The organism is Polaromonas sp. P1_E11 (assembly GCF_056405995.1).
Genome location: NZ_JBFUBA010000008.1, coordinates 41,432 through 65,596 on the forward strand (window position 1 = coordinate 41,432; position 24,165 = coordinate 65,596).

21 protein-coding genes and 2 tRNA genes are annotated in these 24,165 nt (G+C 62.1%); 16 read left to right on the plus strand and 7 right to left on the minus strand.

Annotated elements, in window-relative coordinates; genetic code table 11:
* Positions 1–225 precede the first annotated feature (225 nt).
* Positions 226–948: an SIMPL domain-containing protein gene (locus AC1D11_RS21065; protein ID WP_477649173.1), complete on the plus strand. Its 723-nt coding sequence runs from the start codon at positions 226–228 to the stop codon at positions 946–948.
* Here AC1D11_RS21065 and AC1D11_RS21070 read toward each other — a convergent pair.
* Positions 917–1,459: a multidrug/biocide efflux PACE transporter gene (locus AC1D11_RS21070; protein WP_477649172.1), complete on the minus strand. Its 543-nt coding sequence runs from the start codon at positions 1,457–1,459 to the stop codon at positions 917–919. The two genes, AC1D11_RS21065 and AC1D11_RS21070, sit on opposite strands and share 32 nt — an antisense overlap.
* A 125-nt stretch (positions 1,460–1,584) precedes the next feature.
* On the opposite strand from AC1D11_RS21070, the gene AC1D11_RS21075 reads away from it, so the two are divergent.
* Positions 1,585–2,466: a LysR family transcriptional regulator gene (locus AC1D11_RS21075; RefSeq protein ID WP_477649171.1), complete on the plus strand. Its 882-nt coding sequence runs from the start codon at positions 1,585–1,587 to the stop codon at positions 2,464–2,466.
* A 144-nt stretch (positions 2,467–2,610) separates the two neighbouring features.
* Here the strand turns inward: AC1D11_RS21075 and AC1D11_RS21080 are convergent, their stop codons facing one another.
* Positions 2,611–3,234 (minus strand): outer membrane beta-barrel protein, encoded by a 624-nt coding sequence (locus AC1D11_RS21080; protein ID WP_477649170.1) that lies wholly within the window; start codon positions 3,232–3,234, stop codon positions 2,611–2,613.
* Between the two features lie 215 nt (positions 3,235–3,449).
* Between AC1D11_RS21080 and AC1D11_RS21085 the strand changes: the two genes are divergently transcribed.
* The 3 genes from AC1D11_RS21085 (at position 3,450) to AC1D11_RS21095 (ending at position 6,523) form a co-directional block, all read left to right on the plus strand.
* Positions 3,450–4,295 (plus strand): N-formylglutamate amidohydrolase, encoded by an 846-nt coding sequence (locus AC1D11_RS21085; RefSeq protein WP_477649169.1) that lies wholly within the window; start codon positions 3,450–3,452, stop codon positions 4,293–4,295.
* An 85-nt stretch (positions 4,296–4,380) separates the two neighbouring features.
* Positions 4,381–5,427, plus strand: a complete 1,047-nt coding sequence (locus AC1D11_RS21090; RefSeq protein WP_477649168.1) for a histone deacetylase family protein — start codon at positions 4,381–4,383, stop codon at positions 5,425–5,427.
* A 1-nt stretch (position 5,428) separates the two neighbouring features.
* The gene (locus tag AC1D11_RS21095; RefSeq protein ID WP_477649167.1) at positions 5,429–6,523 is read left to right on the plus strand and encodes an NAD(P)/FAD-dependent oxidoreductase; all 1,095 of its coding nucleotides are present in this window, start codon (positions 5,429–5,431) and stop codon (positions 6,521–6,523) included.
* A gap of 6 nt (positions 6,524–6,529) precedes the next feature.
* On the opposite strand, the gene AC1D11_RS21100 is transcribed toward AC1D11_RS21095, so the two are convergent.
* The gene (locus AC1D11_RS21100) at positions 6,530–7,312 is read right to left on the minus strand and encodes a 3-hydroxybutyrate dehydrogenase (protein WP_477649166.1); all 783 of its coding nucleotides are present in this window, start codon (positions 7,310–7,312) and stop codon (positions 6,530–6,532) included.
* Positions 7,313–7,430: 118 nt separating this feature from the next.
* Here AC1D11_RS21100 and AC1D11_RS21105 point away from each other — a divergent pair, with 118 nt between their 5' ends.
* From AC1D11_RS21105 to rimO, 5 genes are all read left to right on the plus strand, one after another.
* Positions 7,431–8,342, plus strand: a complete 912-nt coding sequence (locus tag AC1D11_RS21105; protein ID WP_477649165.1) for an alpha/beta fold hydrolase — start codon at positions 7,431–7,433, stop codon at positions 8,340–8,342.
* An 88-nt stretch (positions 8,343–8,430) separates the two neighbouring features.
* Complete coding sequence (locus AC1D11_RS21110; RefSeq protein WP_477651487.1) at positions 8,431–10,689, plus strand: RelA/SpoT family protein; 2,259 nt, start codon at positions 8,431–8,433, stop codon at positions 10,687–10,689.
* Positions 10,690–10,779: 90 nt separating this feature from the next.
* Positions 10,780–10,856 (plus strand) — tRNA-Val (locus AC1D11_RS21115).
* A 272-nt stretch (positions 10,857–11,128) separates the two neighbouring features.
* On the plus strand, positions 11,129–11,620 hold the full coding sequence (phaR, locus tag AC1D11_RS21120; protein ID WP_477649198.1) for a polyhydroxyalkanoate synthesis repressor PhaR: 492 nt from the start codon (positions 11,129–11,131) through the stop codon (positions 11,618–11,620).
* 65 nt (positions 11,621–11,685) lie between these two features.
* Positions 11,686–13,095: a 30S ribosomal protein S12 methylthiotransferase RimO gene (gene rimO, locus AC1D11_RS21125; RefSeq protein ID WP_477649163.1), complete on the plus strand. Its 1,410-nt coding sequence runs from the start codon at positions 11,686–11,688 to the stop codon at positions 13,093–13,095.
* 135 nt (positions 13,096–13,230) lie between these two features.
* Here the strand turns inward: rimO and AC1D11_RS21130 are convergent.
* Positions 13,231–13,315 (minus strand) — tRNA-Leu (locus AC1D11_RS21130).
* Positions 13,316–13,482: 167 nt separating this feature from the next.
* Here AC1D11_RS21130 and rnr point away from each other — a divergent pair.
* Both rnr and AC1D11_RS21140 read left to right on the plus strand, forming a co-directional pair.
* A complete protein-coding gene (rnr, locus tag AC1D11_RS21135) occupies positions 13,483–15,804 on the plus strand; it encodes a ribonuclease R (RefSeq protein WP_477649790.1) in 2,322 nt (773 codons plus the stop codon).
* Between the two features lie 76 nt (positions 15,805–15,880).
* Positions 15,881–16,450, plus strand: coding sequence for a YggT family protein (locus AC1D11_RS21140; protein ID WP_477649791.1), 570 nt, complete (start codon positions 15,881–15,883; stop codon positions 16,448–16,450).
* A gap of 33 nt (positions 16,451–16,483) precedes the next feature.
* Here AC1D11_RS21140 and AC1D11_RS21145 read toward each other — a convergent pair whose 3' ends face one another.
* The 3 genes from AC1D11_RS21145 to AC1D11_RS21155 all read right to left on the minus strand — a co-directional run bounded on the left by AC1D11_RS21145 (position 16,484) and on the right by AC1D11_RS21155 (position 20,824).
* The gene (locus AC1D11_RS21145; protein ID WP_477649792.1) at positions 16,484–18,025 is read right to left on the minus strand and encodes an NAD(P)H-hydrate dehydratase; all 1,542 of its coding nucleotides are present in this window, start codon (positions 18,023–18,025) and stop codon (positions 16,484–16,486) included.
* Positions 18,026–18,096: 71 nt separating this feature from the next.
* Entirely contained in the window at positions 18,097–19,356 is a 1,260-nt protein-coding gene (locus AC1D11_RS21150) for a D-amino acid dehydrogenase (protein ID WP_477649793.1), read from the minus strand.
* 121 nt (positions 19,357–19,477) lie between these two features.
* Positions 19,478–20,824: an amidase gene (locus AC1D11_RS21155; RefSeq protein ID WP_477649794.1), complete on the minus strand. Its 1,347-nt coding sequence runs from the start codon at positions 20,822–20,824 to the stop codon at positions 19,478–19,480.
* Between the two features lie 162 nt (positions 20,825–20,986).
* Between AC1D11_RS21155 and rpsB the strand changes: the two genes are divergently transcribed.
* From rpsB to frr, 4 genes are all read left to right on the plus strand, one after another.
* Positions 20,987–21,739, plus strand: coding sequence for a 30S ribosomal protein S2 (gene rpsB, locus AC1D11_RS21160; RefSeq protein ID WP_457280556.1), 753 nt, complete (start codon positions 20,987–20,989; stop codon positions 21,737–21,739).
* A 126-nt stretch (positions 21,740–21,865) separates the two neighbouring features.
* The gene (tsf, locus tag AC1D11_RS21165; protein ID WP_477651255.1) at positions 21,866–22,780 is read left to right on the plus strand and encodes a translation elongation factor Ts; all 915 of its coding nucleotides are present in this window, start codon (positions 21,866–21,868) and stop codon (positions 22,778–22,780) included.
* Between the two features lie 61 nt (positions 22,781–22,841).
* Positions 22,842–23,552 carry a UMP kinase gene (gene pyrH / locus AC1D11_RS21170; protein WP_036838012.1) on the plus strand — a complete coding sequence of 237 codons (711 nt, stop codon included), beginning with the start codon at positions 22,842–22,844 and terminating at the stop codon, positions 23,550–23,552.
* 52 nt (positions 23,553–23,604) lie between these two features.
* Positions 23,605–24,165, plus strand: coding sequence for a ribosome recycling factor (frr, locus tag AC1D11_RS21175; RefSeq protein ID WP_457280558.1), 561 nt, complete (start codon positions 23,605–23,607; stop codon positions 24,163–24,165).

Here is a 24,165-nt window from a genome sequence, read left to right on the forward strand (position 1 = left end):
CCTACATTTGATTGAAAAAACACATGTAAAAATAATCGGCCGCTCCCGGGGTACCGCGCTGGCGGGCCTTTGTAAAAGCAATGTCGGGCGAATGCGCCTGGTTACTTGCGGTGAACAAGCTGCTTGGTTTGCAGCTTTCCGGATGTTCACCATGATTCCCCCCTCCATTTCACGCTTGTTTTTTTCAACCAGAAGCGGCTGAAACCACCCCGAAAGGTAATTTTGATGCGAGCTCCAAAATCGATAGCTTTGTCTTTGTGTGTCCTGTTGGCAGGCGCAGTGCTGGGCAGCCAGGCCCTGGCCCAGACCAACTTCCACGAATCCCAGCAGAACGTGGCCCAGCTATCGGTCAGCGGCTCGGTGGAGGTGCAGCAGGACCTGTTGTCGATTTCATTAACCACAACCCGTGATGGTGCTGACGCGGGCGTCGTGCAAAGCCAGCTCAGGCAGGCGCTTGAGACTGCGCTGACCCAGGCCAAGCAAGCGGCAGCGCCCGGCCAGATGGACGTGCGCACCGGGAATTTCAGCCTGTATCCGCGCTATGGCAAAGACGGCAAGATCAATGGCTGGCAAGGCTCTACCGAGCTGGTGCTGGAGGGCAAGGATTTCCCGCGCATCACCAGCACGGCGGGCAAGATCCAGACCCTGACCATGGGCAGCGTCAGTTTTGCGTTGAGCCGGGAGCAACGCGCCAAGGTCGAGGGCGAGGCACAGGCGCTCGCGATTGAGCGATTCAAGGCCAAAGCCAGCGAGGTGGCTCGCAGTTTTGGTTTTGCCGGCTACTCGCTGCGCGAAGTCTCGGTGAATGCCAACGACCAGGGCTCTCCACCGCGTCCCCGCATGATGGCGATGTCGGCCAAGGCCGAAATGGCCGATGCTTCAGTGCCTGTGGAGGCCGGCAAGAGCACGGTATTGGTCATCGTGTCGGGCTCTGTGCAGATGAAGTAAGGCACTTGCCGGCAGGCGCTGCGCAAAGCAGGGCGGGCGCCTGCTCCTGCCCGTCGGCCTTGCGGCCGGCCTGCTGGGTTTTGCGCGCGTGGCGCGTCACCACCTGTGAGCGAACATGGTCATAAGCCCAGTTAAAGCAGAAGGTATAGGGCAGGAAGAACAGCACGATAGCGATGTCCAGCACAAAGGCTTCCCACAGGCCGATGTCCAGCCACCAGGCCGCCAGCGGAACCACCGCGATGATCAGGCCGATTTCAAACAGCACAGCATGCACCGCACGCGCCGCCAGGGTGCGCTGAAAGCCCATGCGGCGCTGCGCCCGGTCAAAAAGGGCGTTGAACACCATGTTCCAGCTCATTGCCATCAGCGAAACCATCAGGGTCAGCAGGCCCATGTGCGCCAGCGAATAGCCGAGTAGCCAGGCGCCTAGCGGCGCACAGATGGCAATGGCCAGGACTTCAAAACCGAGGGCATGGAAAAAACGTTCTTTCAGGGATTTTTGGAGACTCATGACGCGCTTTGTGACTGATTTACCGACCGTTGAAGCGAGATGCTTTTGGGCCATAACCGTATTTTCATCGCTATTTCGAATACATTAAAATCAATAATCATCGAAAAAATAGATAGAACACCGCCATGCGCCATTCCCCGGAAGCCTTGACCGCTTTTGCCGAGGCTGCGACCCTGGGTTCGTTCTCGGCTGCGGCCCGCAAACTGGGCAAAAGCCAGTCGACGGTGAGCAGTGCGATTGCCAACCTGGAAATCGACCTTGGCCTGAATCTGTTTGACCGGAGCAGCCGAAAGCCGGCACTGACGGACCACGGACGGGTCATGCTGGGCAAGGTGCAGGAAATCCTCGCGGCGAGCGACCGGCTTGACCGCACCGCCAGTCAGCTTGGGGGCGGCCTGGAGCCCAGGCTCAGCGTGGTCTGGTCAGATACCTACCAGTCAGACCGGTTTGAAGAAATGCTTTCGGCTTTTGAGAAAAGCTTTCCTGACCTGGAGTTTGAGTGCCTGATTGCCGAACACGGCGACCTGGTGTCGTTGGTGCAGACAGGGCGGGCAAACATTGGCGTGGTGGCCGCCCAGGGCGCTTATCCGCCGGACATCGGTTCGGCCACGATTGCCGAGCAGTCTGAAATCACGCTGTTTGTGGCCGCCGCCCACCCATTGGCCGGCATGAAAGACATCGCGCCCGACGTTCTGGCCAATTTCAGGGAGCTGCGGCTGGATACCTATATAGAGATGGAGCAGGGGGTGCGCCAGTCGCGCCGCGCCTGGTCCGCTCCCAGCTACCTCATGCTGCTGGAAATGGCGGTGTTGGGTTTTGGATGGGCGGCCATTCCACGCTGGATGGTGACGCGCTTTGCGACCGGCAAACTGGTCGAACTTCATGCGCGCGGCTGGCCGCGCAGGGTGCCTGTGGACGCCGTGTGGTCACGCCAGCGCCCTCTGGGCCGTGCCGGAACCTGGCTGTTGCAGGAAATGCTGGCACCGCACGTGCCGGCGATTTTATAAGAAGAAAGTGCTTGAAAGCAAAGAAGAGCGGGCGCAAGAAGCTATGAAATTGATAGCGAGTGCGTGAATCAAAAATGTGAAAAAAGCCCGCATGCCATGAAAGGCATGCGGGCTTTTGGCTGGTGGCTACGCTGCCACAACGGCCTAGAAGCGGTAGCGCAGGCCTATGCTGGTGGTGCTGAGGCGTTCCTTGTTGCCACCGGGGTACTTCATGTCATGCTCGTCCCATTGCAGCACCGCCGACAGGGTCGGGGTGAATGCCCATTCGGCACCCAGGCCGTATGACACGCCCCAGTTGCTTTCGCTGCCTGTGGCAATGCCGGACGCAGGTGCGGCGGACACATGGCTGCGTCCATAGGTCGTCCCCAGCTTGCCCAGCAGATTGAAGGAATTGCTGAGCGGCAAACGGCCGACCAGGCTCAGGTTGATGCCTTCTGCATCGGTCTGCCCGCCGCCACGATTGATCTTGCCGAAATCGGTATAGCCCAGTTCCAGGCCTAAGTTGTTGTTGAAATAGCTGCCGCCGTAGATGTTGTACGACGTATCGTGATTTTCGGAAGCGAAACCGCCGGCGCCGCCGGGCAGCGAAAAATCGGACCTGCCCACATTGAGGCCGAAATAGCGCGAGCCCGGTGCGTAAAACGAGTAGTTGCTGCTGGACGTGGTGTTGGACGATGTCGAGCCGCTTTGGGCGTTGGCCCCTGCGGCCGCAGCCAGGGCAGCGGCGGCCAGCACGGTTGCGGATAGTCTGCGGGTCAAGGATGGCATGGTGTTTCCTTCAATGGCTGAAATTTCGGAATGCACTTTTTCTTTTGGAAAAAGCGGTTTTAGCGGGCTTTCCGCTGAGAAATTTAAGGGCGGCACCATGCCGCTGTTGTGAGCCTAAAAGTTAAAACGCTGTAGGACAAACGGAAGTTTGCGAAGGGGCTGAACCTGGGGACGTTACTGCTGGTTTGCCAATGTGCTGCTGCTAAAGTCAGGGCATGCCCTCCATTACCTACCTGCCCGGAAGCGCTCCGCTGGTTCTTGATTCCCCGCACAGCGGGACGGTGTACCCGGCTGATTTCAGGCATGCCTGCGCGCTCGCTGTGCTGCGCAGCGCTGAAGACACCCATGTGGAAAAACTGTATGACTTTGCGCCGGCATTGGGTGCGCATTGGGTTGAGGCGCATTTCCCCCGAAGCTACCTGGACGCCAACCGCAACACCACCGAAATGGATGTGTCCCTGCTGGATGCGCCCTGGCCCGAACCGGTAGACGACGATCCTCAGGTCATGTCCAAGGTCCGCCTGGGCAAGGGGCTGATCTGGCGCACCACCGACGAAGGCGTGCCGCTGTATGACCGCAAACTGGGAGTGGCGGAAATCCAGGCACGCATCAAGCAGTGCTGGAAGCCCTACCACACCGCCGTGGCGCAGGCGATTGATGCCGCCCATCGGCAGCGCGGCTACAGCATCCACATCAATTGCCACTCCATGCCGGCAGTGGCTTCGGGCAGCGCCACCGATTTTCCGGGTGAGGCGCATGCGGACTTTGTGGTCGGCGACCGTGAAGGCACCACTGCCAGCAAGGCGTTGTCGACACTGGTGTGTGAGCACCTGCGCGCGCGTGGTTACAGCGTGGCCTACAACCACCCCTATAAAGGTGTGGAACTGGTACGCCGCTACAGCGACCCGGCCGGGCACCGGCACAGCATCCAGCTGGAGATCAACCGCAAGCTGTACATGGACGAAACCACGCTGGAGATGACACCGGGCGCCGGGCCGCTGAAGGCGACGTTACGCTCGCTGGTCGAGGTGTTGCTGAAGACCGACCCGCGCACACTTTGATGGTCGCAGGCTGCGCCGCGCGGCCGGCCACCATCACTCACCATCACATCTTCCTGCTCATGAACAAACCAACCCGTCAGCCACCATGCTCACTTTTTTCAGCGACAGCCACCACGACCATGCCCCTGCGTTCGAGTTCTACCGCGGCGAACGTGTGCCGTGCTTTGAAACCCCCGCGCGCGTTGAGTACGTCAAGGCCCGCCTGAGCGAGCGCGGCCACGAGCTGCGCACACCACAGGCCGACAGCCGCGCGCTGTTGGCCAAAGTGCACAGTGCCCGTTACCTCGCGTTTCTGGAGCATGCCTGGCGCGACTGGGTGGCGCTTGAAGAGGGCAACGATCAACGCCAGCCTTTTCCCTCCGTCTGGCCCGTGCGTACCTTGCGCAGCGACGTGGAGCCTGTCAATTTCACCGCACGGCTGGGGCTTTATTCGATGGACAACGGGTCACCGCTTTCCGCGGGGACCTGGACGGCTGCCAAGGCCGGTGCAGATGCCGCCGCCAGCGCGGCCGCCTTGCTGGCGACCGGCCAGCCCGCCGCGCGCGGCGTGTTCTGCTGCAGCCGCCCGCCCGGCCACCATGCAGGGGCCGACTTCATGGGCGGCTACAGCTTCCTGAACAACGCTGCAGTGGCTGCCCAGGCATTCCGGGACGGCGGCGCCGCGCGCGTGGCGGTGCTGGATGTGGATTACCACCATGGCAACGGGACACAAAGCATTTTTTATGATCGTGCTGATGTGCTTTTTGTGAGTCTGCACGGCGACCCCTTGACCGAGTACCCGTTTTACCTGGGCCATGCCGATGAAACCGGAGCGGGCGAGGGCGAGGGTTTTAACCTGAACCTGCCGCTGGCCGCCGGCTGTACGGTGCTGCGCTGGTTTGAGGCGCTGGAAGCGGCATGCCTGCGCATCAAGCAGCACCGCGCCGACGCGCTGGTGGTGTCACTGGGGCTGGACACCTTTGCCGAAGACCCTATCTCCAAATTCGCGCTGCTGCCTGGCGACTTTATCCGCCTGGGTGCGCGGCTGGGCAAGCTGGGGTTGCCCACGGTATTTGTGCTCGAAGGCGGTTACGCCGCCGCGGCGCTGGGCACCAATGCCGTCAACGTCATTGAAGGTTTCGAGGGCGTTTGACATGGACCAGGTCGACTGTGTGGTGATTGGTGCAGGCGTGGTGGGCCTGGCGGTGGCGCGTGCGCTGGCCTTGCAGGGCAGGGAGGTAATGGTGCTGGAAGCCTCCGACGCGATAGGCACAGGCACCAGCTCGCGCAACAGCGAGGTGATTCACGCCGGCATTTACTACCCACAGGGCTCGCTCAAGGCGCGGCTCTGCGTAGAAGGCAAGGGCCTGCTGTACGACTACTGCGCGGAACGCGGCATAGGCCACAAGCGCTGCGGCAAGCTGATCGTGGCGACCAGCGAGGCTCAGGTGGCGCAGCTGCAGGCCATCCGTGAAAAGGCCGCCGCCAACGGCGTGAACGACCTGGTGCTGCTGACCCGCGAAGAAGCCCGGACGATGGAGCCGCAACTCGAATGCGTGGCGGCGCTGCATTCGCCCAGCACCGGTATTGTCGACAGCCACGGCCTCATGCTGGCGCTGCAGGGCGATCTTGAGAATGCAGGTGGACTTGTGGTGCTCAATTCGCCCCTGGCCCATGCGGAATGTGCGCAAGCAGCTATTAATTTAATAGCAGAAGATGGCACGGAGCTGCAGGCCAGGACCGTCGTCAACGCGGCCGGGCTGCAGGCCCAGCACCTGGCCAGCCGCTTTGCAGGCTTTCCGGGGCAGCATGTGCCGCCCAGCCATTACGCCAAAGGCAACTACTTCACCTTGCCCGGGCGCTCACCCTTCAGCCGCCTGATCTACCCCGTGCCCGAAGCCGCCGGCCTGGGCGTACACCTGACCATCGACCTGGGCGGCCAGGCCAAGTTCGGCCCCGATGTGCAATGGGTCGACTCACCCGGCGACCTGGTGGTGGACCCGAAGCGCGGCGATGCCTTTTACGCCGAAGTACGCAAGTACTGGCCCGCATTGGCCGACGGTGCGCTCATGCCGGGTTATTCGGGCATACGCCCCAAGATCCAGGCGCCTCATGAGGCTGCCAAAGATTTTCTGATCCAGGGACCGCGTGATCACGGCGTGGCAGGGCTCGTCAATCTTTTTGGCATTGAGTCGCCAGGGCTGACAAGCTCACTGGCAATTGGCGACTACGTCAGCCGGCTGCTGTAAAAACTGTTACTGCGCCGCCCAGCCGCCATCCATGTTCCAGGCCACGCCGCGCACGTTGTTGCCCGCGGGTGAGCAGAAAAACACCGCCAGCGCGCCCAGCTCTTCGGGCGTGGTGAACTGCAGCGAAGGTTCTTTTTCACCCAGCAGTTGCTGCTTGGCGGCTTCGTTGCTTATGTTTCCGGCCGCGGCTTTGGCGTCCACCTGTTTTTGCACCAGAGGCGTCAGTACCCAGCCTGGGCATATGGCGTTGCAGGTGACGCCGGTGGTGGCATTTTCGAGGGCGGTGACCTTGGTCAGACCCACAATGCCGTGCTTGGCGGCGACATAGGCGGATTTTTCTGCAGAGCCCACGAGGCCGTGGACCGACGCCACATTGATGATGCGTCCCCAACCCTTGCCACCGTTGGCGGCCAGCATGGCAGGCAATGCCAGGCGGGTGGCATGAAAGGCGCTGCTCAGGTTGATGGCGATCACAGCGTCCCATTTTTCGACCGGAAAGTTCTCCACGCGAGCCACGTGCTGGATGCCGGCGTTGTTGACTAGGATGTCGACCTGGCCGAATTGCGCGGCAGCAAACCGCATCATGTCCTCGATGTCGGCGGGCTTGCTCATGTCGGCGCCGTGGTAGGCCACGCGCACGCCCAGTGCTTCGATCTCGGCCTTGGGGCCGTCCACATCGCCAAAGCCGTTGATGACGATGTTGGCGCCTTGCGCTGCCAGCGCCTTGGCGATGCCCAGGCCGATCCCGCTGGTCGAGCCGGTGACGAGGGCTGTTTTACCTTTGAGCATGATGTTTCTCCGGATGATTTACGATGGTTGAGCTGGGATTCTGAACAGCGCGCGGTGCACACTGCGCGTCGCCGATTTTTCAAGCAATTATCAAGCCTTTGAATTGAACTGCCGCACCATGACCCAACCTACGCTGAACTACGTAAATTGCCCTGACGCCGCAGGCGGGCACCGCATGGCGTACTGGCAATGGGGCCGGCCGGACAGCGCGCACGTTGTGGTGTGTGTGCACGGCCTGTCGCGGCAGGGCCGCGATTTTGACGTGCTGGCGCGCATGCTGTGCGAGCAGGCACCGGACGGCATTCGCGTGGTCTGCCCCGATGTGGTGGGCCGCGGGGAAAGCGACTGGCTCAAAGATCCAATGGGCTACCAGCTGCGGGCCTATGCCGCCGACATGCTGGCGCTGCTGGGCCAGCTGCACGCGCAGGCGCCTGTGGTTTCGCTGGACTGGGTGGGTACCAGCATGGGCGGTTTGATCGGCGTGGCGGTGTGTGGGACGCCTGGTCTGCCTTTACCTGTACCAGTGCGTCGGCTGGTGCTCAATGACGTCGGGCCGGCGATCCAGTGGCAGGCGATCGTGCGAATCGGCACCTATCTGGGGCAGGCCGGTCACTTCGGGTCGGTGCAAGAAGCGGCCGATGCCATGTGGGCGATTTCCCAAAGCTTTGGCCCGCACACGCCCGAACAGTGGCTGGCGCTGTCGCGTCCCATGCTCCGGCGCGTCTCGGACGCCGCCGATGCCAAATGGCGCCTGCATTACGACCCGGCCATCGCCGTGCCTTTCAAGCAGGAGACCGAGCAATCCGCACGGCAGGGTGAAGCCTTGCTCTGGCAGCTCTACGACAATATCAAGGCGCAAACGCTGGTGATCCGCGGCAAGCAGTCGGACTTGCTGAGCTCCCAGACGGCTCAGGCCATGACGGCCCGTGGCCCGCGCGCGCACCTGGTGGAGTTTGACGGGGTGGGCCATGCGCCCACGCTGATCGCTGCGGACCAGGTAGCCGCCGTGGCGGGTTTCCTGCTTGGGTAGCACCCGCGTATTGGTATTGAATTGGGTAATGCTGGGTAAGTGCTGCAATGCTGAGCCGCCAGCCTCGCAACTATTTGACTGAAGTTTCATGAAAAGCAATGTGGTCGGGCCCGGTGGCCCGACACCCTCCCAGGGGGCTAATGCCTCCATCGTTACCGCCACGGCCGACAGCCTGCCGGACCAGCCGCATGCACTGGCCCGTGCCCGGGCGTTTGCCGAGCCCCTGATCGCCAGCGAAACGCACGACACGGGTGAAAACATCCTGGCGCATGCCGACGCTGTGGCTGCCATCCTGAAAAACATCGGCGGCTCGGAAGCCATGCAGGCCGCGACCTACCTGGTGTATGCGTGCCAGCACCTGAACAAGCCGCAGGAAGTCATCACCAAGGCATTTGGTGCCAACTATGCCGCGCTGGCGCTGGAAACCACCAAACTGGTTCAGGTGCAGCGGCAGGCTCGCACGGCCAATGCCAAGGCGCACTTGCTCGACGACCCGGCTGCGCAAACCGAAAACGTGCGCAAGATGCTGCTGGCGTTCTCGCGTGACCTGCGGGTGGTGATGTTGCGGCTGGCGTCGCGGCTTCAAACCCTGCGCCACTACGCGGCCACCCGCCAACCTGCACCATTGGCATTGGCGCATGAATCCCTGCATGTGTTTGCGCCGCTGGCCAACCGTCTGGGCATCTGGCAGATCAAATGGGAAATGGAAGACCTGGCCTTCCGCTTCCTGGAGCCCGATACCTACAAACAGACAGCCCGCCTGCTGGATGAAAAACGCGTGGAGCGCGAAGGCTTCATGGAGGCTTTGCGCGCGCAGCTGGAGCGCGAGCTGAACCAGAACGGCATTGCCGCGCTGGTGCAGGGCCGGCCCAAGCACATCTACAGCATTGTCAAAAAAATGCGCGGCAAGTCGCTGGACTTCGAGCAGGTGTTTGATATCCGTGCCTTGCGCGTGATTGCCGCCGACGTGAAGGGCTGTTATGCCGCGCTCGGTTTTGTACATTCGCGCTTCACGCCGGTGGACGGCGAGTTTGACGACTACATCGCCAAGCCCAAGTCCAATGGCTATCAGTCATTGCACACCGTGGTGCGCGACGACGGCGGGCGGGCGGTGGAGATACAGGTGCGCACGCAGGCCATGCATGACCATGCCGAGCATGGCGTGGCTGCGCATTGGGCCTATAAAGAGGCGGGTGCCAAGGGTTACGCGGGCGTGTCGGCCAGCAGCGAATATGACGCCAAGATCGCCGTGCTGCGGCAACTGTTGGCGTGGGAGAGGGACCTCTCGGGCCCAGCCTCCCAGCGTGCACGCGATGCCAAGCAGGGCCTGTTCGAAGACCGCATCTACGTACTGACCCCTGACGCCGCCATTGTGGAATTGCCGCAGGGCGCGACAACGGTGGATTTTGCTTACAGCGTGCACACCAGCCTGGGGCACCGTTGCCGGGGCGCGCGCATTGACGGTGTCATGGTGCCGCTGAATACGCCCTTGCAAAATGGCCAGACGGTTGAAGTGATCACCGTGAAGGAAGGTGGCCCCTCGCGCGACTGGCTTAACCCCGAGCTTGGCTTTCTGTGCAGCCACCGTGCAAAGTCGAAAGTCCGCGCATGGTTCAACGCGCTGGCGATGGAACAGACAGTGGCCCGGGGCCGCGAGGCTGTGGAAAAACTGCTTCAGCGCGAGGGCAAGACCGCCATGAAGCTTGATGATCTGGCGGTGCAACTCGGCTTCAAGGCGGCGGATGATTTGTTTGAAGTAGTGGGCAAGGACGAGTTGTCACTGCGCACGATTGAAAACATGCTCAGGCCACCCGAACCCGTGTTGAGCCAGGACGACTATGTGCTGGCAAAAAAAGCGCGTCCACCGAATCAGAAATCCAAAAGTGGCGGCGGTGTGCTGGTGGTCGGCATGGGTTCCCTGCTGACGCAATTGGCCAAATGCTGCAAGCCGGCGCCGCCGGATGAAATCCTAGGTTTCGTCACCAAGGGCAAAGGGGTCAGCATCCACCGCAGCGACTGCAGCAATTTTCGCAACATGGCCAGCGGCAGCCCCGACCGCGTGATTGAGGTTGAATGGAACGCACCCAAGACGGCGGATGGCGCGGTGTATCCGGTGGATGTGGCCGTGGAGGCAGCAGACAGGCAGGGCTTGCTGCGCGATATTTCCGAGGTATTCGCCAAAGAAAAAATGAACGTGATTGGTGTGCAGACACAGTCGGTCAAGGACAACCGCGGCGGCACGGCGTGGATGACATTCACTGTGGAAGTTGCGCAATCGGGCCGGCTTAACCAGGTGCTGGCCGTCGTGGCCGAGGTGCCGGGCGTGCGGTCCGCGCGGAGACGTTGAACCCGGCTGCAGGACTTTTTTCGGCAAATTTTCGGGGCGAAGCAAGATAGCCGTTTTGCTTTGCTACAATACGAGCTTCGAACAGTCCTTAGGCGCGTAGCTCAGCTGGTTAGAGCACCACCTTGACATGGTGGGGGTCGTTGGTTCGAGTCCAATCGCGCCTACCAATTCCCTCGACGGTTCCTGATCCAGATCTGCATTCTTTGTAATGCGGACTGGCACACAGGGTAAACCAAGGGGATTGAGTACATCAGAATTCCTAGAATGTATTGAGTCCCGGCGTTTCGGCGCCGGTCGTCATTCAGAGGAGAAATCAGTGCCAAAAAGCAAATCCACCAGCCCGTCATCCGGCACGCCGCCTTCACAGGGCGACGCCTCTGCCGACGGCACTCCCGGCGCCAAAAGCGGCCGGGCTGCCGGCAAGGCTGCGGCTTCACGTGTGATCAAGAAGTACCCGAATCGCAGGCTGTACGACACCGAGACATCGGCCTATATCACGCTCACGGAAGTCCGCCAGCTGGTGATGGACAGCGCTGATTTTGTGGTGCGCGATGCCAAGACCAATGAAGACTTGACGCGCAGCATCCTGCTGCAGATCATTCTCGAAGAAGAAACCGGCGGTGCGCCGATGTTTACCGAAGCCGTGCTGGCCAACATCATCCGTTTTTACGGTAATGCGATGCAAAGCTTCATGGGCGCCTACCTCGAGAAGAACGTGCAGAGCTTCATGGACCTGCAGGTCAAGATGGCCGAGCAGTCCAAAGGACTGAGCCCCGAAATGTGGGCGCAGTTCATGAATGCGCAGTCACCCATGATGCAGGGCATGATGGGCACTTATGTGGAGCAATCCAAGAACGTTTTCACGCAGATGCAGGAGCAGATGCAAAAACAGAGCGAGCAAATGTTGCAGGCTTTCGGCCTGAAACGTTGAAATGAAAGCCAGGGTTGAATCTCTGGCGGTCCCCTGAAATCGGCGACCCTGAGACAATACACCCCATGAGCGAAGTTATTTCCCCACCTGTTTCCGTTAACACCAAGCCCGCGCCGCGCGTCGGCTTTGTCAGCCTGGGCTGCCCCAAGGCCCTGACTGATTCCGAGCTGATCCTCACGCAATTGAGTGCCGAGGGCTACCAGACCTCCAAGACCTTTGAAGGTGCGGATCTCGTCATCGTCAACACCTGCGGCTTTATCGACGACGCGGTCAAGGAAAGCCTGGACACCATTGGCGAGGCGCTGGCCGAAAACGGCAAGGTCATCGTCACGGGCTGCCTGGGCGCCAAGGCGGGTGAGGGCGGCGGCAACCTGGTACGCCAGATGCACCCGAGCGTGCTGGCCGTGACGGGCCCGCACGCCACACAGGAGGTGATGGACGCGGTGCATTTGAACCTGCCAAAGCCGCATGATCCTTTCGTGGACCTGGTGCCGAATGCCTTTGGCATTGCCGGCATCAAGCTGACGCCCAAACATTACGCCTACCTGAAGATCAGCGAAGGCTGCAATCACCGCTGCACCTTCTGCATCATCCCGTCCATGCGCGGCGACCTGGTGTCGCGGCCTATCGGCGACGTGCTCAACGAAGCGCGCGCCCTGTTTGAAGGTGGCGTGAAGGAGTTGCTGGTGATCAGCCAGGACACCTCGGCCTACGGCGTCGATGTGAAATACCGCACCGGCTTCTGGGATGGCAAGCCCATCAAGACGCGCATGCTGGAACTGGTGCAGGCGCTGGGCGAGATCGCCGAGCCGTATGGCGCCTGGGTACGTTTGCATTATGTATATCCGTACCCCAGTGTGGACGAAGTGCTGCCGCTGATGGCCACCGGCAAGGTGCTGCCTTATCTGGATGTACCGTTGCAGCACAGCCACCCGGATGTGCTCAAGCGCATGAAGCGGCCGGCCAGCGGCGAGAAGAACCTTGAACGCATTGCGCGCTGGCGCGAAATCTGCCCCGAGATTGTGATTCGAAGCACCTTTATCGCCGGTTTTCCCGGCGAGACGGAAGCGGAGTTCGACCATCTGCTGGACTTCATGCGTGAGGCCAAAATCGACCGTGCAGGCTGTTTTGCCTATAGCGCTGTAGAAGGTGCGACGGCCAACGATATTCCCGGCATGCTGCCGATCGAGCTGCGTGAGGAGCGGCGCGCCCGCTTCATGGCCGTGGCGGAAGCGGTGTCCAGCCAGAAACTGCAGCAGCGCATAGGTGCAACCATGCAGGTGCTGGTGGATTCGGCGCCGGCACTGGGCCGAAAGGGTGGCACCGGGCGCTCCTATGCCGATGCGCCCGAGATCGACGGCGTGGTCAAACTGCTGCCGCCCGAGAAAATCAGCAAGACGCTGAAAGTGGGTGAATTCACCCGGGCCCGCATCGTCGGAACCCAGGGTCACGACCTGATTGCCGTGCCTGTTTGATTAACGACACTGCGGACGCGAAACCGGGCCTGAAGAAGAGGCCCGGCCACAAAAAAAGCCACTGGGTCACAGTGGCTTTAATCTTGCTTTACCCCAGAGTCCGTTTAAGAGTCTGGAGAAGCTGTTTGGTGTATCTGGTGCCCGGGAGAGAACTCGAATCTCCACATCTTGCGATACACGGACCTGAACCGTGCGCGTCTACCAATTCCGCCACCCGGGCACAGCTAGCAGTGTACCATTACTTCAATGCTTTCTCAGGCTCGGCCCCTCAAATTTTCCTGAAATATTTCGGCTGCATACTTAAACCCGGCAGCCTCCAACGAAAAGAGACTTTCTATCAAAACAACTCACTCCCATCCGGGCGGATCGTCCGCCCAATCATCCGGTTTGCTCGCTGAATTCGAGGGCACTGTTTCCGGCCACCGAGACGGCCATGGTTTCGTATTGCGCGATGACGGCGAAGCAGATATTTACCTGCCGCCCAACGAGATGCGTGCAGTCCTGCACAAGGATCGCGTCAAGGCCCGCATCGTGCGGCACGACCGCAAAAACAGGCCCGAAGGCCGTGTCACGGAAATTGTTGAGCGATCCTCGAATCCCATCATCGGCCGCCTGCTGCAGGAAAGCGGCGTCTGGCTGGTGGCACCCGAAGACAAGCGCTATGGCCAGGATGTCCTGATCCCCAAGGGCGCTACCGGCACGGCCAAGGCCGGCCAGGTGGTGGTGGTGCAACTCACCGAGCCGCCGGCGCTGTTCGGCCAGCCCGTGGGCCGCGTCAAGGAAGTACTGGGCGAGATCGACGACCCCGGGATGGAGATCGAGATCGCGGTGCGCAAGTACGGCGTGCCGCATGAATTCAGCGACGAAGCGCTGGCCCTGGCCCGCACCCTGCCGGATTCCGTGCGGCCTGCGGATAAAAAGCACCGCATTGACCTGACGGACGTGCCGCTGGTCACCATCGACGGCGAAGATGCCCGCGACTTTGACGACGCCGTGTATTGCGAGCCCGCCAAAGTGGGCCGCGGCAAGGGCTGGCGTCTGCTGGTGGCGATTGCCGATGTGAGCCACTATGTGGAAACCGGCAGCGCCATCGACATTGACGCGTATGACCGCGCTACCAGCGTGTACTTTCCGCGCCGTGTGATTCCCATGCTGCCGGAAAAATTGTCGAATGGCCTTTGCTCGCTCAACCCGAATGTCGAGCGCCTGTGCATGGTCTGCGACATGCTGGTCAATGCCAAGGGCGAGGTTCACGCCTACCAGTTCTACCCGGCGGTGATGTTCAGCCAGGCGCGCTTTACCTATACCGAAGTGGCCGCCATCCTGGCCAACACACGCGGCCCTGAAGCTGCGCAGCGCAAGGCGCTGGTGCCGCACCTGCTCGACCTGCACGACGTATACCAGGCGCTGCTCAAGGAGCGCGGCGAACGCGGCGCGGTGGATTTTGAAACCACCGAGACCCAGATTGTTTGCGACGAAGCGGGCCGGATTGAAAAAATCGTGCCCCGCACGCGCAATGTGGCGCACCGCCTGATTGAAGAAGCCATGCTGGCGGCCAATGTCTGCTCGGCGGACTTCATCTCGCAAAGCAAGCACGTGGGCCTGTACCGTGTGCACGAAGGCCCGACGCCCGAGAAGAAGGAAATGCTGCGCAACTACCTGAAGGCGGCCGGCATCGGCATGACCATCACCGATGACCCGGCGCCCGGCGAATTCCAGAAGATCGCGCTGGCCACCAAGGACCGGCCGGACGCACAGCAAATCCACTCGATGCTGCTGCGCTCCATGCAGCAGGCGATCTACACACCCATGAACAGCGGTCACTTCGGCCTGGCCTATGAGGCTTACACGCACTTCACCAGCCCGATCCGGCGTTATCCCGATCTGCTGGTGCACCGCGTCATCAAGGCTGTGCTCAACAAGGCCAAGTACCAGCTGCCGACCCTGCCCACGCCGGGCGAGGCCGAAGCCAAGCTGTCCAAACGATTGGCCGCGCGCGTCAAGGAGCCGACGCAGAAACCGAAAAAAGCCAGTGCCGACGAGCTCGCCTGGCAGGCCGCCGGCCTGCACTGCAGCGCCAACGAGCGCCGCGCCGACGAAGCCAGCCGCGATGTGGAAGCCTGGCTCAAGTGCAAGTACATGCGCGAGCACCTCGGTGAGGAATTCGGCGGCGTCGTCACGGCAGCCACGGGCTTCGGCATCTTTGTCACGCTGGACGCGATGTACGTCGAAGGCCTGGTGCACATCACCGAGCTGGGTGGCGAATACTTCCGATTCGACGAAGCCCGCCAGGAACTGCGCGGCGAGCGCACCGGCATCCGTTATGCCATCGGCACGCGGGTGCGGGTGCAGGTCAGCCGGGTGGACCTGGACGGCCGCAAGATCGACTTCCGGCTTGTCAACGAGGGCCAGGACCTGGTCGGACGCGCCATGAAGGACAAGACGGGCGGCCATGCGGCGGAACTGCCGGCACAGGAACGCGGCGCTTCGCGACATGCGGCGGAGCCCCGAACCGGCAAGGCAGGCAGCAAAAGCGCTGGAAAACGTTCGGAATCGCGCTCAGGCGGCCGCGGCGGCGGCACAGCCAGCCGCAGCACCGGCAGCAGTGAACGGGCGCCCAAATCGCCCATCCAGGCCCTCAAGGCGGCTGTCAAGAAGGCGGCAGGCAATCCGCCGGGCCGCAAGCAGGGCAAGAAGCCGCGCCGTTAGGCGCCGGGACACCCATGAAATTTCCGCACAACACTTTTTCCTTGCCTGCGCTCCGTACGCACAAGGCACGTTGCCCATGCTGATGCGCGTATTGGCCTTCCTGCTTGAAACGCTGTTCTTCCTGCTGATTGCAGCGGCCTTGCTGCGGGCCTGGATGAACTGGGTCCGGGTCAACATGACGGCCCAGCCCGGCCATTTTGTGATGGCTGTGACCGACTGGCTGGTCAAGCCCTTGCGCCGCGTGCTGCCCAGGCCGGTGATGCAGTCCCGGGTGGACTGGGCCAGCATCCTGGCGGCCGCGTTGCTGGCACTGGCCTATGCGTTGCTGTGGGGCCTGCTGTTTGGACTGCTGTTGGGGGGCACGTTTTGGACTGCCGGGGTTGCGCCTGTGGCCTTGCTGACGCTGCTGTCCTTTGCGCTGAAGATGCTGATCCGCGTGTCGCTGCAAACCCTGTTCATCCTGGTGCTTGGTTTCGCCATCCTTTCATGGGTGCAACCTGGCTCACCCGCGTATGGTTTGCTGGGGCGCCTGACCGAGCCCGTGCTGGCACCCCTGCGCCGCGTGATCCCCACGGTGGGTGGCGTGGATTTGTCCGCGCTGGTACTCATCGTCCTGATTCAAATTGCGCTGATGATCCTGGTGTAAGGCCTCATCAGCCTCAGCCATCAGCCGCGTCGGTCACTTGCGGTGGCCCTGTGCACGGGCCAATCCGGAGGCTGTCAGGGCCACACCCGGGGCTTGGGCGGCCCAATCATCGGCCAGGCGGCCATGTGCAAACACGGCACTGCAGGCAGCGTCGAAGGCATCCAGCCCTGCCGCCAGCCGCGCGCCCACCATGCCCGCCAGCACGTCGCCGGTGCCGGCAGTAGCCAGCAGGGCGTTGCCGGTGCTGTTGATAGCGCTGCTGCGGCCCGGCGCCGCGATGACGGTTCCTGAGCCCTTGAGCACAACCACACACAGAAACCGCTCGGCAAGCTGCCGGGCCGAAGCCAGCCGGCCGGATTGAACCGCGGCCGCTGTGGTGGCGGCCAGCCGGGCAGCTTCCAGCGGGTGTGGTGTCAGCACCGTGCGGTAGCCGCGGCCGTGCCGTGCAATGAGCTGCGCCTGGAACTGCGTGTCTCCTGCGATGGCATTGAGCGCATCGGCATCCAGCACCAGCCGCCTGGCTGTCGACAGCACCCTGGCCAGCACGGCCTTGACGGCCTCGCCGCCGCCGCAGCCGCACACCACCACCTGCTGCGCGAAGTCCAGTGCCTCGGGCGTGCGGAACATCAGCTCGGGTTGTTGCGGGTCGACCGCGATGGTCGGGCTTCCGAGCAGCGCCACAAATACCCGGCCGGCACCGGCGTGCAGGGCGGCACGCGCCGCCAGCAGTGCGGCGCCCGCCATGTGGCTGTGGGCGGTGGATTCTCCCCCCAGTACGGCCACGTCGCCAAAGCTGCCTTTGTGGCTGGCATGCGCGTTGGCTGAACGGGGCGGCTGGCCGGCATGGTCGGCGCCCAACAACCAGGCGCCCGTCTGGCTTGGGGTTGCCGCCTGCTTTTCGCGGACACCGAGATCGTCAAACCAAACCTGGCCCGCCCAATCCCGGCCGCCGGCGGTGAACAGCCCGGTCTTCAGGGTTAAAAGGCTTAAGGTAAAAATGGCTGCAGCGCCCGGCGGACGAGCGCAAGCAGCTATCAAATGTGTAGCAGACCCCGTGTCCGCATCCAGCCCGGTTGGCACGTCTACGGCCAGCCGCGGCGCACTGCCGGCCTGCATTCGCCCCAGCCATTCCAGCATCAAGCCCGTGCCTGGGCGCTCAGGGTCCAGCGCACCGCCTATGCCCAGCAGGGCGTCGATGCAGAAATCAAAATCATCGGGCGGCTGTGCCGCCATGGGCACGCCCGCGGCGATGGCGCGTTCGCGCGAGGCATGGGCGTCGGGTGGCAGGCTGGTTTTGCCGGTGGGCGGCCCGGTCCAGGTCACGACCACGGTTTTGCCCCACCGGTGCAGGTGCATGGCGGCCTCAAAACCGTCGCCGCCATTGTTGCCGGGCCCACAGGCGATCCAGATGCGCTGCGCATGTGGCGCCAGCGCCAGCGCCAGACGTGCCACCGAGAGGCCGGCCCGCTGCATCAGCGTGTGGGGCGCAAGCCCGGCGGCGGCATGCCGCTCAAGTTCACGCGTGGCCGCCACGCTGTGAAGCGGCTCGCTGCGGGCACTGGAAATTTTTCGCATGGCCCGATTGTGCGGCCGCGCAAAGCAAAAAGCCCGGCAGGCCGGGCTTTGGGCGTAGACGCGGGGTGGTTTCAGCCCAGGCGGGCAACTCCTAGGCCTTCCATGTCGATGTCGGCGTTTTTGCCGGCCATCAGGTCGGCCAGCACCCGCGCGCTGCCGCAACTGAGGGCCCAGCCGCTGGAGCCATGCCCCAGGTTGAGCCAGAGGCCGGGAATGCCGCTGTCGCCGATGATGGGCGGCCCATCGGGCAGCATGGGACGGGCGCCTTTCCATTCCTGCACGCTGGCACCGGTGTTGGAAAGCTGGGCCGCACCCGGGAACCAGTCGTGCAGCACCTTGTACAGCGTCTGGATGGACGACGCCCGCTTGTTGTCAAGCGTGCCGCCGATTTCGGCGCTGCCGGCCACGCGCACGCGGTTGCCCAGGCGGGAAATCGCGACCTTGTAGCGCTCGTCCATCAGTGCGCTGCGCGGTGCGTTCAGCGGTTCGCGGATCGGCGCGCTGATGGAGTAACCGTAAACCGCCGCCATGGGAATCTTCAGGCCCAGCGGCCTCAGGAGTTCCGCGGACGCCAGGCCGGCGCACATGACCACATGGTCGAAGCCGCGGGGGCTGGTTTCGCCTGCTATCAAAATGCTAGCTGGTTGCGCCCGTTCCAATTGGGTTACAGCCGTATTGAACTCAAAATTCACGCCGATGCGCTGGGCTTCGTTCTTCAGCAGCAGGGCAAACTGGCGGCAATTGGCCACCTCGTCGTTCGGCAAGTGCACGGCGCCCAGGAAGTCGGTGTCCGGGCTCAGCGCCGGCTCGATCTTGCGCACCTCGTCGGGGCCGATTTCCTTGAACACCACGCCGGCGTCGCGCAGCACGGCCAGGCCCGGCTGCACCAGCTTGCTGTCTTTTTCAGAGCGCAGCAGCACCATGTAGCCGGGGCTGCCGTCGTACTCGAGCTCAAGCTCGGCCGTCAGGTAGTGCAGCCTTTCGCGGCTGTAGAAGGCCAGTCGCTGCATGCGTGCGCGGTTGGCCAGATAGGTTTCGAGCTTGCAGGCGCGGAACCATTTCCACATCCAGGCCAGGTCGCGGCCCGACAGGGGCAGGCCGAGCTTGACCGGTGCGTGGCGGCTGAAAAGATGGCTGATGACCTTGCCCGGCATACCCGGCGCGGCCCAGGGCGTGACATACCCGGGCGCCACCAGGCCGGCGTTTGCAAAGCTGGTTTCTTCGGCCGCCGCACCGCGGCGTTCAAAGACGGTGACCTCGTGGCCGTCCAGGGCCAGCTCGTAAGCGGTGGTGATGCCGATGATGCCGGCGCCAATGACGGCAACCCTCATGCGAGGCTCCCGCGGTCAGGTGGGGCAGGCACGGGGTGCGGGGCTGGAGAGATGTTCTTGTACATTTTTTTAAGAAAAAGGCTTTCAAGCCAATGGGAATGAGCGCAAGCAGCTATTGTTTTTATAGCGAATTCGCCAGGGCGGGTTCCACCTGCAGTGCCAGGTCCAGCACCGCGTCGTCATGCAGCGCCGCATGCCAGAGCATCAGGCCCACAGGCAACTGGCCGGGCGTGTGGCAGGGCAGGGAAATGGCGCAACCGTCGAGCATGTTCACCACGGAGGTGTTGCGCAGCAGCAGGCCGTTGACCCGGAAAAATTCGGCATCGTCACCCAGCAAACCGGCGATCGGCGGCGCGACGATGGGGACGGTGGGCGAGAGTACTGCGTCAAAGCCTTGCAGGCGTGTTTCCATGCGGGCCACCCAGGCCTTGCGGGCGGCCAGCAGGTCGATGTAGTCGGCCGCACTCATGCTTGCGCCGCGCAGAATGCGCAAGGCCACGCGCGGGTCGTATTCGGCCTGGTGTCTGGCAATCAGCGTTCGGTGCCAGGCATAACTTTCCGCCGCCGAGAGGCCGCCGGTGGCATTGATGGCGGCCAGCTCGCCGATCTCTTCCAGTCCGATTTCTTCAATATGCGCGCCCGCCTGGCGAAGGATCCGCAGGCTGCGCCCAAACGCTTCGGCAACGGTGTTGTCCAGGAGGTCCTGCATCACGGTGCGGGCAACAGCCAGGCGGCAGGAGGTGAGCGGTTTGCCGGGCAGTTGGACCTTGCGTGCCGCCAGAACCTCATGCACGGTGACTGCGTCGCGCACCGAGCGGGTCAGGGCGCACACGGTGTCCAGGCTGGTGGACAAGGGCAGGGCACCTTGCGTGGGCACCAGGCGCGCGGTGCTTTTGAAGCCGACGATGCCGCAAAGCGCCGCCGGGATGCGGATCGATCCGCCGGTGTCGGAGCCGAGCCCGACCAGGGCTGCGCCCGTGGCTACCGAGACCGCCGCACCGGAGGACGAACCCCCGGAAATACGCGCCACCTTCGGGTCGGCCGGGTTGACGGGTGTGCCGTAGTGCGGGTTGATGCCGACGCCGGAGAAGGCGAACTCGACCATGTTGGTACGCCCCATGAACCTGGCGCCGGCAGCGCGCAGACGTGCCACGGCAGGGCAGTCTTCTGCGGCGGGCGCGGCGCCCGCCAGCACGGTGGATCCGGCTGCGGTGGTTTGGCCTGCCACGTCGAACAGGTCCTTGACCGACACCGGGATACCGGCAAGCGGAAGTCCTGTAGCGTCCGGGATGCGGTTGTCCACCGTTTCGGCATCGTTTTGCGGGTTTCCCGGCATGAAAACGTGGCGGCAGGCGTCACTTTGGGCCGTGGCACGGGCCTGCTGGAAAACCCGCTGGGAGGAGGTCTGGCCGGCCGTCATGGCCTGGCGAGTGGCATGGAGGTCGCCTGAGGAGGGCATCTGGCTCATGGGTCAGGAGGGTGTTATACTCGACAGGCTTTGCAAATGACGATTTTGTTGTTTGCAAGGCAAATCGCAAATCAGCCACTCAAGGTGTTGCCCCGGAAATCTCGAAAGAGGCTAACGGGGCGATAAGCGCTGATTTTAGACACAACCTTTTGGAGTATTCCTATGTCGACCACTATGCGCGAAATGCTGGAAGCAGGCGTTCATTTCGGACACCAGACCCGCTTCTGGGACCCCAAGATGGCCCCGTACATCTTCGGCCATCGCAATCGTATTCACATCATCAACCTGGAGAAGTCGCTTCCGATGTACCAGGAAGCGATGAAGTTCGCGAAGCAGCTGTCTGCCAACCGCGGCACCATCCTGATGGTAGGCACCAAGCGCCAGGCTCGCGACATCGTCGCCACCGAAGCCAAGCGCGCCGGTGTTCCCTATGTTGACCAGCGCTGGCTGGGCGGCATGCTGACCAACTTCAAGACGGTCAAGACTTCCATCAAGCGCTTGAAAGAAATGAAGGCCCAGCAGGAAGCCGGCCTTGATTCCATCAGCAAAAAAGAACAGCTCACCTTCAAGCGCGAAATCGAAAAGCTTGAAAAAGACATCGGCGGCATTCAGGACATGAACGCTCTGCCGGACGCCATCTTCGTGATCGACGTGGGCTTCCACAAAATCGCGATCCTGGAAGCCAAGAAGCTCGGCATTCCATTGATCGGCGTGGTTGACTCCAATCACTCGCCTATCGGCATCGACTACGTGATCCCAGGCAATGACGACTCCTCCAAGGCTGTCGCCCTGTACGCCCGCGGTATCGCCGACGCGATCATCGAAGGCCGCGCCAATGCCGTGAACGACGTCGTCAAGGCGGTTTCGGCTGAGAGCTCGGATGAGTTCGTGGAAGTGGAAAACGCAGCCGCCTGATAGTTTTCGGCTCTGCGCCAGACGCGAAAAAGGGGCTCGCGTAGCCCCTTTTTCACAACCTAACGAAAAGCTGGGTGCGAATTGATCGCTTCCAGCGTGTCAAAACGACAAAACGGAGAATCAAAGATGGCAATTACTGCAAGCATGGTCGCTGAACTGCGCGCCAAGACCGACGCCCCCATGATGGAGTGCAAGAAAGCACTGACCGAAGCCGAAGGCAACTTCGAAAAAGCTGAAGAAATCCTGCGCGTCAAGCTCGGCAGCAAGGCCGGCAAGGCCGCTTCCCGCGTCACCGCCGAAGGCGTTGTGGCTGCGCACCGCGAAGGCGATGTGGGCGCGCTAGTGGAAATCAATTGCGAAACCGACTTCGTGACCAAGAACGACAGCTTCCTGGCTTTCACCAAAGCCGTGGTCGAAGGCATCGTCAAGAACAACCCTGCAGATGTGGAAGCCGTTGGCGCCATGCCCCTGACGCTGGACGGCTTTGGCCCGACGGTGGAAGACGTGCGCAAGGGCCTGATCGGCAAGATCGGCGAAAACATGAGCGTGCGCCGCTTCAAGCGTTTCTCGGGCAGCAAGCTGGCCTCTTACCTGCACGGCACGCGCATCGGTGTGGTTGTGGAGTTTGAAGGCGACGAAGCCGCCGCCAAGGATGTCGCCATGCATGTGGCCGCGATGAAGCCTGTGTCCCTGTCCAGCGCTGAAGTTCCCGCCGAACTGGTCGCCAAGGAGCGCTCGGTTGCTGCAGCCAAAGCCGCTGAAGATGCCGCCAAGGCACAAGCCGAAGGCAAGGCCGTCCAGTCCGCTGAAATTGTTGCAAAGCGTATCGAAGGTGGCGTGCAGAAGTACCTGAAGGAAGTCAGCCTGTACAACCAGACTTTCGTCAAGAACGACAAGCAGACCGTCGAGCAGATGCTCAAGGAAAAAGCCACGACGATCAAGTCTTTCACGCTGTATGTCGTGGGTGAAGGTATTGAGAAAAAGGTGGATGATTTCGCTGCCGAAGTCGCCGCCCAGGTCGCCGCCGCCAAGGCTGCTTGAGCATTTCAGTCCAGCCGGAAGGCCGCTAAACTTCAGACAACCCAACAAAGAAAGCTCTCACATGCCAGCCTACAAGCGAATCTTGTTAAAACTGTCAGGTGAGGCCTTGATGGGGGATGATGCCTTTGGCATCAACCGTGCGACCATCGTGCGCATGGTGGAAGAGATTGCCGAAGTCACCCGCATGGGTGTCGAAGTGGCGGTCGTGATCGGCGGCGGCAATATCTTCCGCGGTGTGGCCGGCGGTTCTGTCGGCATGGACCGCGCCACCGCTGACTACATGGGCATGCTGGCCACCGTGATGAACGCGCTGGCCCTGGGTGACACCATGGACAAGGCCGGGCTGATCGCTCGTGTCATGTCGGCCATCGGCATTGAGCGCGTGGTCGAGCCTTATGTTCGCCCCAAAGCCCTGCAGTACCTCGAAGAGGGCAAAGTCGTCATCTTTGCGGCCGGCACCGGCAACCCGTTTTTCACCACAGACACGGCGGCCGCACTGCGCGGCGCGGAGATCGGCGCCGAGATCGTGCTGAAGGCCACCAAGGTCGATGGCGTGTACACTGCGGACCCCAAGAAAGACCCGAAAGCCACGCGCTACACCAACATCACGTTTGATGAAGCCATGGGCAAGAACCTGGAGGTCATGGACGCCACGGCCTTTGCGTTGTGTCGCGACCAGAAACTCCCCATCAAGGTGTTCAGCATTTTCAAGCACGGTGCGCTCAAGCGCGTTGTGCAGGGCGAGGACGAGGGAACCCTGGTTCACGTCTGAGCCTCCTGTCCCAGCTTGTTCTTTTTCGCTATAAAAATCCGGAGATTCGACCATGAGCATTGTTGAAGTCAAGCAGCAGGCAGAGCAAAAGATGCAGCAGTCCATTGACTCGTTCAAAAATGGCCTGACCAAGATCCGCACGGGCCGCGCCAACCCCGGTTTGCTCGATACCGTGCATGTTGACTATTACGGCTCCATGGTGCCGATCAGCCAGGTGGCCAATGTGTCGTTGCTCGACGCCCGCACCATCAGCGTCTCGCCTTGGGAAAAAGGCATGGGCGCCAAGATCGAAAAGGCCATCCGTGATTCAGACCTGGGACTCAATCCGGCCGCGCAGGGCGACCTGATCCGCGTGCCCATGCCGGCCATGACCGAAGAGCGCCGCCGCGAACTCACCAAGGTCGTGCGCGCCGAAGGGGAGCACGCCAAAGTGGCCATTCGCAACCTGCGCCGCGATGCCAATGACGGCGTCAAGAAACTCGTCAAGGACAAGCTCGCTTCCGAGGACGACGAACGCCGTTCGCAGGACGATATCCAGAAGTTCACGGACCGTTTCATTGCCGAAGTCGACAAACTGGTCGCCGGCAAGGAACAAGACATCATGGCGGTTTGA